Origin of the sequence: Allokutzneria sp. A3M-2-11 16 (assembly GCF_024213555.1) — a bacterium.
GTDB lineage: Bacteria > Actinomycetota > Actinomycetes > Mycobacteriales > Pseudonocardiaceae > Allokutzneria.
This window is the reverse complement of the sequence record NZ_JANAVO010000003.1, coordinates 551,371-566,568: the sequence shown is the minus strand read 5'-3', so window position 1 is coordinate 566,568 and position 15,198 is coordinate 551,371. Positions and strand designations below refer to the sequence as shown.

Sequence of the window (15,198 nt, the reverse complement as noted above, 5' to 3'; positions counted from 1 at the left end):
AGGGCCGGGGTTTCATCCCGTGCCCCCGAGAGGCCCAAGGGCACGCGCAAGGGGCCCCCAGGTCAAGCCGACCCCACCGCTGGTACCGGCGCAAGCCGGAAGCCCAGCCTCGCAGGAAGCCCAGAAAAATCAAGAACTCGGCGGCGCAGGCCAAGGCGGCTGCGGAGGCACCGGCCCAGGAACAGGCGGAGTAGGATTAGGCGGCACCGGACCCGGTCCCGGCGGCAATGGATACGGATGCTCAGACATACGTCGGGAATACCCCAAATCCATGATCCCCAAGCGCCGCCATGTACGCCGACGGCGTCATCCCGATCGCCCGGGTGAAGTCGCGGATGAAGTGTGACTGGTCGAAGTATCCGAGTTCTGTCCAGTCCCCGCCCTTGCCCGAGGCGAGCAGGGCGGCGGCTTCGTGCAGGCGGTACCGCTTCAGGACCCATTTCGGGCTCACTCCGACGTAGCGCTGGAACAGCCGTTGCAGCGTGCGCATCGACAGACCGAACCGCTCGGTCACGTCTTGGACGCGGGTCACCGTGCGGTCGTGCAGCAGTGCCCGGACGATCCGCCCCACGCGCGCGACCTCCGTGTCCGGAGGCGGCCAGTGCGCACGGAGGTGCCGCTCGGCTACCGCGACAAAGCCGTCCAGCCCTGAGGCTCCGGCGAGTTCGTCGGCGAAGACCGTGGCCGCCGAGCCCCACAGTGTCGACAGTGGACGGACCTGGTCGGTCAGCTCGGCGACCGGACCGCCGTAGAACGGCTGAAAACCGCCCGGGCGGAACTTGATCCCGAAGACCTGGCCGCGCCCCTGGTAGGTGTAGGTGAACCGGTCGCGGCCGACTCCGCTGATCATCAGCTGTCCGCGGTCGAAGACCAGGTTCACGCAGGGGTGCGGCAGCAGGGTGACCGAAGCGCTGCGCCCGGCGGGCATGTCCCAGCTGGTCATCCAGTGCCGCTCGACGAACGCGCCCAGCTCGGCGCTCACCGGCACCCGGTCCAGCCGGAAGCTGGGATCGCCGGTGCCGAGGAGCCCGTGAACGCTGGTCGTCGCGTTGTCCACCCGCACAGGATGGCAAACGGGTCTGACGGTGTCGCGTTTGTCCAAGCCGCCGCGCGCACCACGGAGACAGGATGCACGCATGTCGAACAGCACCGGCCCGGCTCCGTCCGGGAGCCCCGCCCTGACCATGTTCTTCGCCGTCCCCGACAGCGCCAAGGCCCTCGCCTACTACGAGGACGTCTTCGGCGCCGAGGTGATCGACCGCTTCGACGCGCCGGACGGTTCCGTTGCGCACGCCGAGATCGCGCTCGCCGGTGGGCGGTTCCAGCTCTCCGAGCCGATGCCCGACTACGGCATCGTCGGCCCGCCCGCCGAGGGCAACTCGTTCACGATCACGCTGTGGACGGCCGACGTGGACGCGGTCTTCGAGAAGGCCGTCGCCACCGGCTCGACCGTGCTGACGCCGATCGACGACACCTTCTCCGGCGACCGGCTCGGCGTCCTGCGGTGCCCGTTCGGCATCCGCTGGTGCGTCGCCCGCCACGACCGCGACGTCCCCAAGGAGGAGATCGACGCGGCCGTGGCGGCGATGTACGAGCAGGGTTAGTAGCGGTTTGCGACGCTCTGGGCGGGGGTTCGCGGTACTTGAAGACCGGTGTATCTCGGGTCCGAGCGCGGAGGGTCAGAGCGCGGAGGGTCAGAGTGCGGAGTTGAGGGTGCCGAAGTCCAGTGCGTCGGCGGTCGCGGTGTAGGTGCCGCTGGTCAGCATCTCCCGCGCGCCGCGCTGGACCACGGCGTAGGCGGCCTGGGTGAGCCCGGAACCCAGGCTGGCGCGCGCGACGCCCAGCGCGCCCAGCTCGGCGACGGTCGGCGAGCCCGGGCCGACGAGCACGTTCAGCGGCGCGCTGATCTCCTTGACCAGCAAGGAGATCGTCTCCGCGTCGGCGACACCGGGGACGAAGATCCCGCTGGCGCCCGCGTCGAGGTAGGCCCGCGCCCGCTCCAGGGTCGCCTCCACCCGCGTGGACGGGTCGCCGACCGCGCGCAGGTACACGTCCACGCGGGCGTTGATGTAGAGCGCGGCGTCGGCTTCCCGGGCCGCCGCGAGGCGTTCTGCCTGCTCAGCGGTGGGGCGCAGCGGGGAGTCGCCGCCGTGGTGGGCGTCCTCCAGGTTGACGCCGACGGCACCCGCGGCCGCGATGCCGCGAATGGTCTCCGCCACGTCATCGGCCGAAACACCGAAGCCGCTCTCGATGTCGGCGGTGACCGGCACGGAGACGGCCGCGACCACTCGCGCCACGAGGTCGATCGCGCGGTCCCGGTCGAGCTGGTCGCCGTCCGCGGCGCCGAGGCTCCAGGCCACCCCGGCGCTGGTGGTGGCGATGGCCGCCGCACCCTCCAGCTCGACCAGCCGCGCGCTCATCACGTCCCACGCGTTCGGCAGTGCGAGCACGGAATCGTTGTGGTGCAAGGAGGTGAACAGCTCAGCCTGTTCCTGGCGGCTTTTCGTCATGGCCACAGTCCACCCCAGCCCGCCGCCGGAGTCCAGCAGGAAAACGACATCATCGTCCGTGTCGTTTTTCCGCTAGCAATACCGTCGCGGGCGGGCGAGGCTGGGGGCATGCACAACGACAGGGAACGGTGCGTCCGCGCGGTCCAGTCGAAGGACTCCCGCTTCGACGGGTGGTTCTTCTGCGCGGTGCTGACCACGCGGATCTACTGCCGCCCGAGCTGCCCCGTCGCCCCGCCCAAGCCGGAGAACATGCGCTTCTACCCCACCGCGGCAGCCGCCCAGCAGGCCGGTTTCCGCGCGTGCAAGCGCTGCCGCCCGGACGCCAGCCCGGGATCGCCGCAGTGGAACGAGCGGGCCGACGTGGTGGCGCGCGCGATGCGGCTCATCGCGGACGGCGTGGTCGACCGCGACGGTGTGCCCGGCCTGTCCGCGCAGCTCGGGTACAGCACGCGCCAGCTCGAACGCCTGCTGCGCGCGGAGCTGGGCGCGGGTCCGCTGGCGCTGGCACGAGCCCAACGTGCCCAGTCGGCTCGCATCCTCATCGAGACGAGCACGCTGTCCATGTCGGATGTCGCGCTCGCGTCCGGCTTCGCCAGCATCCGTTCGTTCAACGACACCGTGCGCGAGGTCTTCGCGCTGTCACCGACCGAACTCCGCAAGCGCGCCAAGCAGGCGCCGTCCTCCGGGACGCTCTCTGTGCGGTTGCCGTTCCGTGCGCCGCTGTTCCCGGACAACCTCTTCGGCCATCTCGCCGCGACCGCGGTGCCCGGTGTCGAGGAGTGGCGGGACGGTGCCTACCGCCGCACGATGCGGTTGCCGCACGGGCACGGGATCGTCGCGCTGAAGCCGCTCCCCGATCACATCGCGTGCCAGTTGACGCTGACGGACCTGCGCGATCTGTCCAACGCGATCAGCCGGTGCCGGAGACTGCTCGACCTGGACGCGGACCCGACCGCCGTGGACGCCCTGCTCTCCGAGGACCCGGTGCTCAAGCCACTGGTCGCGAAAGCGCCCGGCAGACGCGTGCCGCGCACCGTGGACGGAGCCGAGTTCGCCGTGCGCGCGGTCCTCGGCCAGCAGGTCTCCACCGCTGCGGCGCGAACGCACGCGGGCCGCCTCGTGGCCGCGCACGGCGAGCCGATCGAGGACCCCATGGGCGGGCTGACCCACCTCTTCCCCACGCCCGAAGCGCTGGCGGAGGTCGACCCGGAGTCCTTGGCGCTGCCGCGCTCCCGGCGGACGACGCTGACCTCGCTCGTCGCCGAGCTGGACGACATCGACCTGGGAGTCGGCAGCGACTGGGAACGCGCCCGCGCGCAGCTGGCGGAGCTGCCCGGCTTCGGCCCGTGGACCATCGAGTCGATCGCGATGCGGGCGCTCGGTGACCCGGACGCGTTCATCCCCACCGACCTCGGCGTGCGCATCGCCGCCGAATCACTCGGTCTGCCGTCCACCCCCGCCGCGCTGACCGCGCACGCGAGCGCCTGGCGGCCGTGGCGCGCCTACGCCGTGCAGTACCTGTGGGCGACCGGCGACCACCCCATCAACCTGCTTCCGCAGTAAGGAGAAGATTCAGCCATGACTGACCGCAAGCACACCGTGACCGACAGCGTCTTCGGCCCGCTGACGCTGGTCGCGACCGACGGCGAGCTGTCCGGGCTCTACATGGTCGAGCAGCGGCACCGCCCGGCCGAAGCCACCTTCGGGTCCAGAGTGGACAGTGGATTCGATCACGTGATCGAGCAGCTGGACGCCTACTTCGCGGGTCGGCTGACCGACTTCGACGTGCCCCTGGCGCTGGCCGGAACGCCTTTCCAGCGGCTGGTGTGGGGCGCGCTCCAGGAGATCCCGTACGGCGAGACGGTGTCCTACGGCGAGCTGGCGGAGCGCATCGGCAGGCCGACCGCCTCCCGCGCGGTCGGGCTGGCCAACGGGAAGAACCCGGTCGGCATCATCGTCCCGTGCCACCGCGTGGTGGGCTCCACCGGCGACCTGACCGGGTACGGCGGCGGTATCGAGCGCAAGCGCCACCTGCTCGACTTCGAGCGGACGACCCGGGATTCCCTTGTGGCCCAGTGACCGCGGCGGGTGTTGGAGGGAGCGTCCGGAGACGCTCCCCCACCCCTCGGCGTGAACCTAGCAACGGCACCTTGACCGTTCGGCCCGGCTTCAAGCCTGCGTGAAACCGCCAGCTCGCGCCTCGTTCCGGGCACCTATCGGGCACGTTTGCCCAACATCGGGAGTGCTCCGGGCACAGCGGAGTTAGCGTGGAAACGTGCTGAACGAGCTGGCGGTCACCGTGCTCACGCCCAAGGACTCCGACTGGGGCGCCGTCGAGCTGCGCGTGCTCGTCGACGGGCGCGACATCGTCGCCGAGTGCTTCGACGCCGGCCCGAACTACGACCCCGACTACGTCCTCGGCGACGCCGGCCGCCTGCTGCCCGGCGCCGAGCCGCGCAACGTGCGCATCGCCGAGGCCGAGTGCATCGCCGAGTGCTGCGGCGCGCTGTCGGTGTGGATGAGCCGCGAGGGCGACGAGATCGCTTGGTACGGCTGGGAAAACTCCTCCGATCGGGCTGAGGTGCCCGACGAGTTCCGGTTCGACGCCGCGCAGTACGAGGCGGAGCTGGCCCGCGCGGGCCGGGACCGTTCGTGGGAGTGGCCCGCGCGCACGTTCGCCCGGCTGCTGCAGGAGGCGCTGCGGACGGACACGGACGTGCTGGGGCGCTGGAACAGCAAGGTCTGCTTCGCGGTCGCCAGGGACGGCGCGGTCGAGCTGACCTTCTTCACACCGCCACCCGCGAAGGGCGACTACTACCACCTGAGCCGCATCATCGGCATCACCGACGAACCGGTCGAAGAGCAGGCCGAACGCGTCGTCGAAGCGCTGCGCGCACGGGACCCGCGCGAGGACGCGCTGATTCTCGGCGGCTCGGCGGGGGCCGGAGCGCTACGCGGTGTCAAGTACCGCGATAGGTACTAATAACCGGCATTTATAGCCGCGTTATCTGCGAGCCAGTTGTAGTACTAAGCGGATTACAACCCCGTGAACTGCGGCGACAGCCGCATACCCTGTGCCCTGACAGACGTCATGGTCGATTCGTGACGGACGAGGTATGTCCGAACGGCGCCGCCCCGGCACATTTAGACCGTGCACAAGACTTCGACCACTTCTTAAGCGATGGGGAACTCAATGATCGAGGTTCACGGTCTCACCAAACGCTATCGGGACGTCGTCGCCGTGGACGATCTCTCGTTCACGGTGTCCCCGGGTCGCGTGACCGGCTTCCTCGGCCCCAACGGCGCCGGGAAGTCGACCACCATGCGCATGATCCTCGGGCTGGACACCCCGACCAAGGGCTCCGCCAGGGTCGGCGGCCGCAACTACCGCAGCCTGGCCGCGCCGCTGCGGGAGGTCGGCGCGCTGCTGGACCCGGCCGCGCTGCAGAAGAGCCGGACCGCGCGGGCGCACCTGCAGTGGATCGCCCAGGCGGGCGGCATCGAGCGCAAGCGCGTCGGCGAGGTGCTGGAGCTGGTCGGCCTCGGCAAGGCCGGGGACAAGCGGGTCGGGGAGTTCTCCCTCGGCATGCGCCAGCGCCTGGGCATCGCCGCCGCGCTGCTCGGCGACCCGGCCGTGCTCATGCTCGACGAGCCGCTCAACGGTCTCGACCCGGAGGGCATCGTCTGGGTCCGCACGCTGCTCAAGGGCCTGGCATCGGAGGGCCGGACGATCTTCCTGTCCAGCCACCTGATGAACGAGATGGAGGCCACCGCCGACCACGTGCTGGTGATCGGCAAGGGCAGGCTCATCGCCGACGTCAGCGTGCACGACCTGGTCCGCCAGGGCGCGGCGGCGCAGGTCAGCGTCGTCTCGCCGAGGGCGGCGGAGCTGGTGGCGCTGCTGGAGCACACCGAGGCGCACATCGTCTCCGGCGCCGACAGCGAGCTGATCATCAGCGGCGTGGACGCCGCCGAGATCGGCGAGCTGGCCGCGCGGCACGGCATCGCGCTGCACGAGCTCACCCCGCGCCGCCCCGGCCTGGAAGAGGCGTTCATCCACCTGACCCGCGACGAGGTCGGCTACCGCGCTAAGGAGCACCAGGGATCATGAGCACCGCATCTGTGTCGCCTTCCGGGACCAAGCACAAGCCCTCGGGCCTGTTCACCACCGTCGGCTCGGAGTGGACCAAGATCTGGAGCCTCGGCACCAGCAGGATCCTGCTCCTGGTCGCCGTCGGACTGGCCGCGGTCGCCGCGGCGCTGTTCGTGCTGACCAGCGCGGTGACCACGGGCACCGGCATCGCCGACCGGGAAGTCTTCGACGTGGTCTCCACCAGCCTGCTGGGCGCGGACGCCGCGGCGCTGACGCTGATGGTGATGGCGGCGATGACCATCGGCTCGGAGTACTCCACCGGCATGATCCGGGTGACGCTGACCGCCTCGCCCAAGCGCAGCCAGTTCCTGACGGCGAAGGCCATCGTGATCGCCGTGGTGACCTACGTGGTCGGCGTCGTCGCCGCGTTCGTCGCCTACGGCGTGGGCCAGCTGATCCTGCTCTCGCAGGGCCTGGACATCGCCAGCGTCGCCGATCCGCGCATCCTCCGGCTGATCACCGGTTCGGCGATCATGGCCCCGCTCTACGGCCTGATCGCGGTCGCCTTCGGCATCGTCTTCCGCAGCACCGCGGGCGGCATCCTCTCCGCACTGGTGGCGCTGGTCATCCCGAGCATCGTGGGCTGGCTGGGCGAGGCCGGGAACTCGATCATGCCGTACCTGCCCGGCGAGGCGCTGCACAACCTGGCCGGGCTGACCCCGGCGACCTCGCCGTACGCGATCAACCCCGGCGTCTCGGCCATCGTGCTGGTCGTCTGGGTGCTGGTGGTGCTGGGCATCGCGCAGAGCCTGCTGGCCAAGCGCGACGCCTGATCACCGCCGCAGGGAGAAAGGCCGGTCCCCGGGGACCGGCCTTTCTCGTGGAACGGCGGTAGCGTGGAGGTGTGATCCTTCTCGGCCTGCTGCTGTTCGGGCTCGGCGCGTTCGCGTTCTGGAACATGACGAACCCGGTGCTGGGCGTCGAACCGACGACGATCGGCACGGTGTTGTTCGTGCTGGCGGGCGTTGCCATGATCGTCGGCGTCGTGCGGATCGCCAGGGGGCGCCTCGGCATGGTCGCGCGGTTGCGCGCGTTGCCGAGGATGGTGCGTGCGGTCCGCGCGGGCACCTACCCCGCTCCGCCGTGGTCGAAGCGGATGTTCTGGATCTTCGGTGTGCTCTACATCGTGTCGCCGATCGACCTGATCCCCGAGCTACTGCCGGTGATCGGGCTGACCGACGACATCGGCCTCGGCGCGTTCCTGCTCACCCAGGTCGGTGCCGAGGCGGCGCGGTTCAGTGAGCACGAGCGTCGCGGGGGAGCGGCAGCCGGATCCGAACGACGCTGAACGGCAGCACCGGCTTCTCGACACCCCACTGCAGGTTGACGACCAGCATTTCCTGGCTGCCGGCGAAGGCGCCGGTCGACGGCGACAACAGCGCCGGGTCGTCCAGCCGGTGGCGCAGCTTTCCCTTTGCGGCCAAGTGGTCGAGCTGGAACACGTGGACCGTTCCCCGGTTGCCGGGGGCGGTGCTGATGGTGATCAGCTCCCTATCGCCGATGAGCAGCCCGTCCGCGCTGACCTTGAGGCCGCCGAGGTCGAGCTTGCGGACCTCGCGGGTCCTGCGGTTGATGGTGAACAGCTCACCGTCGTTGCTGTCGGCGACGACGAGGGTGCTCTGGTCCTCCGAGAGCGCGATGCCGTTGAGGTTGGGCCCCTCCGCCTGGTAGTTGATCGGCGTGCCGCGCAGGTCGAGGAACGGCCGCAGGGGCACCAGCGCCTGACCGGCTTCGCCCAGCTCCTTGGCGCTGATCTCGTACAGCGTCGGCAGCTGCGAGTCGGTCACGTAGACATCGCCGGTCATGGTGACGACGAGGTCGTTGAGGAACGATCCGGCGACCCCGGTGGAGAAGGTCTTCAGCAGCTTCCGCGTGGCGAGGTCGTAGACCCACACCTTCCCGGAGGTGCCGCCCGCGATGATCAGCCTGCCCGCGTCGTCGACCTTCATGCCCAGCGCCGAGGTGCGACCGTCGGCCCCGGCGGGCAGGAACGCCTCCACCTTCCCGGTCTTCACGTCGCCCCGGTAGATCGTGCCGTCGGTGAAGCTGCCGGTGTAGAAGGCCCCCTGTCCGCGGTCCAGGGCGATCCCCTCGGGGTGCGTCTTGTCCCCGGGGATCGCCCAGCTGGTCGGCCGGGCCTCGGCCTCGGCCGGAACGACGGGTCCGCCCGCGGCGAGCACCGTGGTCACGGCGGTTGCCGCGAGCGCGGCGGCGAGTGCGATGCGCATCTGTTCTGGCCTTCCGTTCGAAGAGAAGCGAAACGCTACGAAGCGTTTCGAATCGCCACAAGTACCTGTTACCGGGGACTTGACCGGAGTCGGCGACGGGGGTCACGAGGGTTCGAGTGATCACGTGTGCTTCTCTCGTTGATCGGGTAAGTTAATCAAAACGCGACGTCGCGTTTCGATTTCTGACAGAGGGCCGCCCCTACGATGGGAGGCGGTTCGAGAGGGGGCTGGTGTGAGCGGTGCCGTCGGTGAGGCACGTCGAGGCGGTCGGACCAGGAGCGGTTCGGCGCACGCCGCCGTGCTGGCCGCCGCCGCGGAGCTACTGGACGAGAGCGGCTACGGCAAGCTGTCGATCGAGGGCATCGCGGCCCGCTCCGGCGTCGCCAAGAGCACGATCTACCGGTGGTGGCGCTCCAAGGCCGATCTGGTGATGGAGGCTTACACCGAGGTGACCGCGCGCCGCGTGCCCGGCCCGGACACCGGTGGGGTGCAAGAGGATCTGCGCGTTTTCCTGGACACCCTCTACCGCGTGAACGCGAACGCCGGGCGGGCGCGGGTGCTGCGCGGCCTGATGGCGGAGGCCCAGCTCGACGACGGTTTCCGCGCGGCCTTCCAGGAGTGGATCCAGAGCCGCAGGACCCTGATGTCCACGATCCTCATGCGCGGTGTCGAGCGCGGCGAGCTGGCGGAGGACCTCGACGTGGAGTACACCGTCGACTCGGTCTTCGGCCCGTTCTGGTACCGGCTGCTCGTCGGACACGCCGAACTCGATCCGGCGGACGCGCCGAAGCACGTGGCGCAGCTGCTGCGCGGCGCCGGGTACCGCGCCCCCTAGCGTGGTCGGGGCGTCTTCAAGTACCCCCAACCCCCACCTGAAACGTCTTCAACCGCCCCCAACCCCCGTCACCAGCGGGGGTTCGTCGTCGGCGTGACAGGATCGGACCCATGCGAGTGTGCGTCTTTTGCGGCTCCCGGCCCGGCCGGGGCACCCAGTACGTCGAGACGGCGCGGAACTTCGGCCGCCTGCTCGGGGAGCGCGGCATCGGCCTCGTCTACGGCGGCGCCTCGGTCGGCACGATGGGCGAGATCGCCGATGCCGCCCTCGCCTCCGGCGGCGAGGTGCACGGGGTGATCCCGCACCAGCTCCAGTCTCGGGAGATCGGCCACAGCGGGCTCACCGAGCTGCACGTGGTGGACAGCATGCACACGCGCAAGGCGAAGATGGCGGAGCTCGCCGACGCGTTCGTGGCGCTGCCCGGCGGCATCGGCACGCTGGAGGAGCTGTTCGAGGTGTGGACCTGGTCGATGATCGGCATCCACGCGAAGCCCCTCGGGTTGCTGGACGTCAAGGGCTTCTTCCGGCCGCTGGTCTCCTTCGCCGATCACCTGGTGGCCGAGGAGTTCCTCCGCGAACAGGCCCGCGAGCTGCTGATCGTCGACGACGACCCGGTCCGCCTGCTCGACCGCCTTGGAGTCCTGGCATGAGCCTCGTAGCCGACTACCTCGCCCGCATCGGCGCCGACCGTCCACTTCGGACTGACGAGGAGACGTTGCGGTACCTGCACGCGCGGCACCTCGCGACGGTGCCGTTCGAGAACCTGGACATCCACCTCGGCGTGCCGATCGAGCTGACCACCGACGCGATGCTGGACAAGCTGGTGAAACGCCGTCGCGGCGGGTTCTGCTACGAACTCAACGGATCGTTCGCGCACCTGTTGACGGAGCTGGGTTTCCGCGTGGAGATGCTGTCCGCGGGAGTCTTCCAGGCCGGTGTCCCCGGTCCGCCGTTCGACCACATGGCGCTGGTGGTGCACCTGGACGAACCGTGGCTGGCCGATGTGGGCTTCGGCAGGCACAGCACGTTCCCGCTGCGCCTGAGCTCCCGCGCGCCGCAGGAGGATCCCGACGGGACGTTCCTGCTCCGGTCCACTGAGGACGGTGACCTGGACGTGCTGCGCGACGGCACACCGGAGTACCGGCTGGACCCGCGCCCGCGTCGGCTGACCGATTTCGTGCCGACCTGCTGGTACCAGCAGACGTCGCCGGACTCGGGGTTCCGGCGGGGCCCCACGTGCTCGATCGCGGTGCCCGGTGGCCGGATCACCCTCGCCGGTGACCGTCTCATCAGGACGATGGGCGGCGCGCGCACGGAGGAGGTCCTGCACTCCGAGGCCGAGATCCTGGCCGCCTACCACGAGCACTTCGGCTTCGAACTCCCCCGGGTCCCTAGCCTGTCTTGACGAACTCGGCGGTCGCGCTCAGCACGGGCCCCGAGCCGAGCTCGCGGTAGACCCAGTACAACCCCGGCCGTGATCCCGCACCCTCGGTGGGTGTCAACGCGATCGTGCCGCGTTTGACGCAGGACCGCACCGGCTCGGCGACGATCTTCTCGGTGAGCATGACTGCCGAGCGGTCGGCCTTCTCCAGGGTCAGTTCGCCCCGGCACTCCAGCCCGGGATAGACGATCTCGCCGACCTTGTCGCCCACCCGGCCGCCGCGCAACGTCATGGTCGCCTTGTACTTCGCGGTCGTCCCGGGCTGGTAGACGTAGTCGGGTGTCTGCCACGTCCCCACGAAGTACTCGGGCACCAGCGCTCCCGGCTCGTCACACGGATCGGCAGTCCACGGCGTGCCCAGCCCCCGGTTGGGACGCGGTCCGGGAGGTCCGGTGCGCTCCTTGGCCATCACGGCGCCCGGCCTGCCCACAGAGCCCCAGCCACCGGCGTAGCCCCACCACGCCTCACCCTCGGCCCAGCGCAGGTCCGCGCGGGTGTCCAGCAGCGTTCCCTGATCGGTCCGGTCCAGCATCCACCCGTGCGTCCCGGTCGTCGGGTAGGAAGCGTGCGTTCCCTTGGCCGAGTACCCCACGGGCCTGCCGTCGGTCTTCTCGACCTTCGGCCAGTCCAGCCTGCACTGCGAACCGTGCCCGTTGAAGACGAGCATCCGCGGTGTGTCCTGCAGGTCCGTGATGAGTGTGACGCGCTCCCAGTCCCCTTCGTGGTCACCGTCGAGCCCCGCCACCGACCCGGGCACCGGGATGACGTCCTCCACGTTGCGGGCGTTGTTCCACGCGTGGAAGCGCCAGTACGTGTAGACGCGCACCCGCTCGCCCTTGGGCTCGTCCACCTGCCAGTACGTCGGCGCGCCCGCTCCGTTCTGCCGCCGCTGCGTGTCCATCCCGTCCAGGTAGAACCCTTCCTCACCAAGCTCTTCCGTACGCCTCGGCACGCTGTACGTGCTCGACTTGATCGGCTCACCCTCGAAGTCGCAGCGCGGGAGGCCGCTCTTCTTGCGGTGCGCGTACGGCTCCGCCCTGCCGCTGAGTGCCGCCAGGTCCGGTGGCGCGGCGATGTCCGCGTCGGGACAGCCGTCGTCGTGCGACCACTTCAACTTCGCGGTGGAGATGAACGTCGCCGCGTCCATCGGACCGTATTCCTCGCCCTTCGCGAACCAGATGAACGGGGCGTACTTCTCCGCCGTGGCCTTGCGCGCGGCGCCCGGGGCGCGCACCGGCGCGACGTCCGAGGGCTCAGCCGGTTGACCGACCACCGGCTTCTCGTTGCACCCCGCCACCATCAGCAGCACCGCGCAGACGCCACCCACCCACCTGGCTCTCATGGCCCCGCAGTATTCCACCCGGCACCGGCCCAGGCCGATGTCCCGTGATTCCCGCCTGACGTGGTACCTGCGTGGGGTCGGCTAGACCTGGGCCCCTTTGCGCGTGCCGAGGGCCTGCCGGACGGGCACGGGAGGAACCCGGCCCTCGCGACGAGCGTATGGCACGCGCACCCCAGGTAAAGCCTCCGATCCGTTGCGCCCCTTGCCTTCCAGCGTTACAGCTTCAATGGGCAATCCACCCTGATGTTCCGCAGGGGTGCCTGGTCAGGGTCGATCCACTTCGGCGGGATGAAGCTCGGTATCCCCTGCTCGAAGATGATCACCCAGTCCTGTTCGTGCATCACATGATGGTGATACACGCACAGGAGAACGAGGTTGTTCAGGTCGGTCGGCCCGCCGTCGATCCAATGCACCACATGATGAGCTTCCGTCCATGCCGGAGGCCGATCACAACCGGGGAAGGCACATCCCTTGTCCCGCACCGCCAACGCCCTCCGCTGAGCGGGTGAGGCGAGTCGTCGTGTGCGTCCGTAGGCGAGGGGTTCCCCTTCGCTTCCGAGGACGATGTGGGCGAGGTCGGCGTCGCAGGCGGTGTGCTGAGCCAGTCCCGGGGACACCGGCTGTCCGGTGTCGGTCCGAGCGGCACCCGGTCTTGTTCGCCAGGTTGTCGGCGTCCATCGTGACGACCAGCAGGGAACGCGGGAGTCCGGGGATGTCGCGGGCGGTCATCGCGATCGTCATCGCCTCGACGAAGGCATCGGCCAACCGCTGCTCGAAGGTCCGGGGGTCTTTCTCCCCGTCCACACTCCTGGGCTTGGACAACGCCAACAGGAAGTTGAAGATCTTCTCACCATCGAGCGGACCCACCGTGGCACTGAAACGCAGGCTTCCGTCCCTGTCCCGGAACATCCGCGCCGCACGCCGCGCTATCGCGTCCTTCTCATCGCGGTAGACACCGTCAGGGTCGACCACGGTCCGCACGTATTTTCCGGCACGCATGAGGAACTGCGGGTCCAGCGTCGGTGCCACATCCGCCAGTACACGATCCGCATCCGCCTTGTACTCCGTGGGAAGACGCTTGATGGCGTCGGAGATCACCAACGCGTGCTCACCGCTGATCTCCCCGGCGTACATCGCGTCGCGGGTGTGTGGGAGATTCGGCAACTCCCGCACCAACCTCGTGCGCCGCTTCGCCTCACTGGGATGGATCTTCAGCTTGTCCCGCAATAGGATCGCGAGGTCTTTGCACCCGTAGGTGGCGTGCAGGACACGTTCATCGGCCTGAGTGTTGGCGTCGGTCTTCACAGCGGTCAGGAGCCTGCTGATCGTCTCCAACTCCGACAGGAACTCTAGGTGGTCGTTCTCGGGCAACTGGTAGGAGTCGTTGGCCGCCAGCTGCGCGGCGAGTAGATCCTTGATTGCCTTGGTATCCAACATGATCACACCTCCTCTCCGTGGATACCTCCATTATATCTGGTTCTCTGACAGTTACAAATCCGTTGCGCCACAAGGAAAACCCAGGCGCCGACCATCCGCCGGACGCGGCTGGAACGGTCGGCTTTACCTGGGGTGCGCGTGCCATACGCTTTCCGCGAGGGCCGGGGTTTCATCCCCGTGCCCCTGAGAGGCCCAAGGGCACGCGCAAGGGGCCCCAGGTCAAGCCGACCCACGCTGGAACCGGCGCGAGCTGGAAGCCCAGCCGACTCCGCTGGAAGCTCAGCCACACAAGCAGGAAGCCCAGCGGCTCACGTCAAAGAAAGGTGTCAGCGGACGCGCCGACCTCGACCAGTGCCGCGCTCCACGCCGCGACAGGGCTGACGTTGAACAGCATCGCCCGCTGTCCCTCGCCAACTTCACCACGCTCCATCGCCGTGTACAGGTTGAGGAACATGTCGTTCGGCCCGAGGTGCCCGTAGCGCCGCAGGTTCTCCGAGCACGCCTTCCCGATCTCCACGCCGAGCGCCTCGCCCAGCACGCGGTGTCCGGCGGCGGACAGGTTCTGCGCGAGGTAGCAGTCCACCGTGTCCCCGTGCCGTTCCGTCAAGATCGACCGCAATGCCTGAAGCCGGTTCCGCGTCTCCACGGCCAACTGGAACGAGTACTTCGCAGGATTGGAGCACGTCTCGCGCCACTCCGCGGACGGCACGTCCCGATACGAAACGCCGAACAGGTCCCAGTATTCGCCGTTGGTCTCCTGCACGATGTCGAGCACGCGCACCGGCCCCTGCCTGCCGAGCAGCAGCGCCTGCCCGCCGTCCCCACTGACGGTCACAGGATCGCGGTAGCGCTCCGGCGTCGCGGGTACGCTTCCGTGCACCACAAGGACATTGGCCAACGAAGGGTCTGCAGCGAGCAGCCCGCGCGCGGTCAGCAGAGCCGGACTGATCGAAGCGCAGCCCAGACCACCGACACCGAAGGTCAACGCCCGGTCCGCGCCGAGAAGGTGTTGCAAGCGCATCACTTCCGAGGTCATGAGCCGCTCGGGCGCACGGGATTCCACCACGATCAGCGCGGAGACGTCGTGGCCCGTCAACCCTGCCTCGGACAGGGCCGAAGCCGCCGCGCGGAACCCTAGCTCGACGGCGTCGGAAGTGCCCGCACGGACCTCCTCGATACCCAGGTCGGACCGGGCGACCGGCAGCACCTGGTCCGGGAAATGCCATGCGGCGGCGCGGATTCCGAGTTCCAT

The 15,198-nt window shown here is 69.2% G+C and carries 16 protein-coding genes and 1 pseudogene; 10 read left to right on the top strand and 7 right to left on the bottom strand.

Features of this window, described 5'->3' with window-relative positions; translation table 11 throughout:
- Positions 1-241: 241 nt before the first annotated feature.
- Entirely contained in the window at positions 242-1,057 is an 816-nt protein-coding gene (locus NLX83_RS24390) for a helix-turn-helix domain-containing protein (protein ID WP_254237449.1), read from the bottom strand.
- 79 nt (positions 1,058-1,136) lie between these two features.
- Here NLX83_RS24390 and NLX83_RS24385 point away from each other — a divergent pair, with 79 nt between their 5' ends.
- Entirely contained in the window at positions 1,137-1,604 is a 468-nt protein-coding gene (locus NLX83_RS24385) for a VOC family protein (RefSeq protein WP_254237448.1), read from the top strand.
- Positions 1,605-1,694: 90 nt separating this feature from the next.
- Here the strand turns inward: NLX83_RS24385 and NLX83_RS24380 are convergent, their stop codons facing one another.
- Positions 1,695-2,510 carry an isocitrate lyase/PEP mutase family protein gene (locus tag NLX83_RS24380; protein ID WP_254237447.1) on the bottom strand — a complete coding sequence of 272 codons (816 nt, stop codon included), beginning with the start codon at positions 2,508-2,510 and terminating at the stop codon, positions 1,695-1,697.
- 108 nt (positions 2,511-2,618) lie between these two features.
- Between NLX83_RS24380 and NLX83_RS24375 the strand changes: the two genes are divergently transcribed.
- The 6 genes from NLX83_RS24375 (at position 2,619) to NLX83_RS41955 (ending at position 7,951) form a co-directional block, all read left to right on the top strand.
- Entirely contained in the window at positions 2,619-4,073 is a 1,455-nt protein-coding gene (locus NLX83_RS24375) for a DNA-3-methyladenine glycosylase 2 family protein (protein WP_254237446.1), read from the top strand.
- A 15-nt stretch (positions 4,074-4,088) separates the two neighbouring features.
- Positions 4,089-4,589 carry a methylated-DNA--[protein]-cysteine S-methyltransferase gene (locus NLX83_RS24370; protein WP_254237445.1) on the top strand — a complete coding sequence of 167 codons (501 nt, stop codon included), beginning with the start codon at positions 4,089-4,091 and terminating at the stop codon, positions 4,587-4,589.
- A 196-nt stretch (positions 4,590-4,785) separates the two neighbouring features.
- On the top strand, positions 4,786-5,493 hold the full coding sequence (locus NLX83_RS24365; RefSeq protein ID WP_254237444.1) for a hypothetical protein: 708 nt from the start codon (positions 4,786-4,788) through the stop codon (positions 5,491-5,493).
- Positions 5,494-5,703: 210 nt separating this feature from the next.
- Positions 5,704-6,621, top strand: a complete 918-nt coding sequence (locus NLX83_RS24360; protein WP_254237443.1) for an ABC transporter ATP-binding protein — start codon at positions 5,704-5,706, stop codon at positions 6,619-6,621.
- Positions 6,618-7,436 carry an ABC transporter permease subunit gene (locus tag NLX83_RS24355; protein ID WP_254237442.1) on the top strand — a complete coding sequence of 273 codons (819 nt, stop codon included), beginning with the start codon at positions 6,618-6,620 and terminating at the stop codon, positions 7,434-7,436. Before NLX83_RS24360 ends, NLX83_RS24355 begins: the two co-directional genes overlap by 4 nt.
- 71 nt (positions 7,437-7,507) lie before the next feature.
- Positions 7,508-7,951 carry a YkvA family protein gene (locus NLX83_RS41955; RefSeq protein WP_254237441.1) on the top strand — a complete coding sequence of 148 codons (444 nt, stop codon included), beginning with the start codon at positions 7,508-7,510 and terminating at the stop codon, positions 7,949-7,951.
- Here the strand turns inward: NLX83_RS41955 and NLX83_RS24345 are convergent.
- On the bottom strand, positions 7,899-8,891 hold the full coding sequence (locus NLX83_RS24345; protein ID WP_254237440.1) for an SMP-30/gluconolactonase/LRE family protein: 993 nt from the start codon (positions 8,889-8,891) through the stop codon (positions 7,899-7,901). The genes NLX83_RS41955 and NLX83_RS24345 overlap by 53 nt on opposite strands.
- A gap of 232 nt (positions 8,892-9,123) precedes the next feature.
- On the opposite strand from NLX83_RS24345, the gene NLX83_RS24340 reads away from it, so the two are divergent.
- The 3 genes from NLX83_RS24340 to NLX83_RS24330 all read left to right on the top strand — a co-directional run bounded on the left by NLX83_RS24340 (position 9,124) and on the right by NLX83_RS24330 (position 11,131).
- A complete protein-coding gene (locus NLX83_RS24340) occupies positions 9,124-9,726 on the top strand; it encodes a TetR/AcrR family transcriptional regulator (RefSeq protein WP_254237439.1) in 603 nt (200 codons plus the stop codon).
- 110 nt (positions 9,727-9,836) lie between these two features.
- Positions 9,837-10,376, top strand: a complete 540-nt coding sequence (locus NLX83_RS24335; protein WP_254237438.1) for a TIGR00730 family Rossman fold protein — start codon at positions 9,837-9,839, stop codon at positions 10,374-10,376.
- Positions 10,373-11,131 (top strand): arylamine N-acetyltransferase family protein, encoded by a 759-nt coding sequence (locus NLX83_RS24330; RefSeq protein WP_254237437.1) that lies wholly within the window; start codon positions 10,373-10,375, stop codon positions 11,129-11,131. Before NLX83_RS24335 ends, NLX83_RS24330 begins: the two co-directional genes overlap by 4 nt.
- On the opposite strand, the gene NLX83_RS24325 is transcribed toward NLX83_RS24330, so the two are convergent.
- The 4 genes and pseudogenes from NLX83_RS24325 to NLX83_RS24310 all read right to left on the bottom strand — a co-directional run bounded on the left by NLX83_RS24325 (position 11,118) and on the right by NLX83_RS24310 (position 15,198).
- The gene (locus NLX83_RS24325; protein ID WP_254237436.1) at positions 11,118-12,509 is read right to left on the bottom strand and encodes a Vps62-related protein; all 1,392 of its coding nucleotides are present in this window, start codon (positions 12,507-12,509) and stop codon (positions 11,118-11,120) included. The two genes, NLX83_RS24330 and NLX83_RS24325, sit on opposite strands and share 14 nt — an antisense overlap.
- 215 nt (positions 12,510-12,724) lie before the next feature.
- Complete coding sequence (locus NLX83_RS24320; protein WP_254237435.1) at positions 12,725-12,925, bottom strand: hypothetical protein; 201 nt, start codon at positions 12,923-12,925, stop codon at positions 12,725-12,727.
- A gap of 117 nt (positions 12,926-13,042) precedes the next feature.
- A pseudogene (locus NLX83_RS24315) lies at positions 13,043-13,946 on the bottom strand (DUF222 domain-containing protein); the annotation flags it as partial.
- Positions 13,947-14,259: 313 nt separating this feature from the next.
- Positions 14,260-15,198, bottom strand: coding sequence for a 3-oxoacyl-ACP synthase (locus NLX83_RS24310; protein WP_254237433.1), 939 nt, complete (start codon positions 15,196-15,198; stop codon positions 14,260-14,262).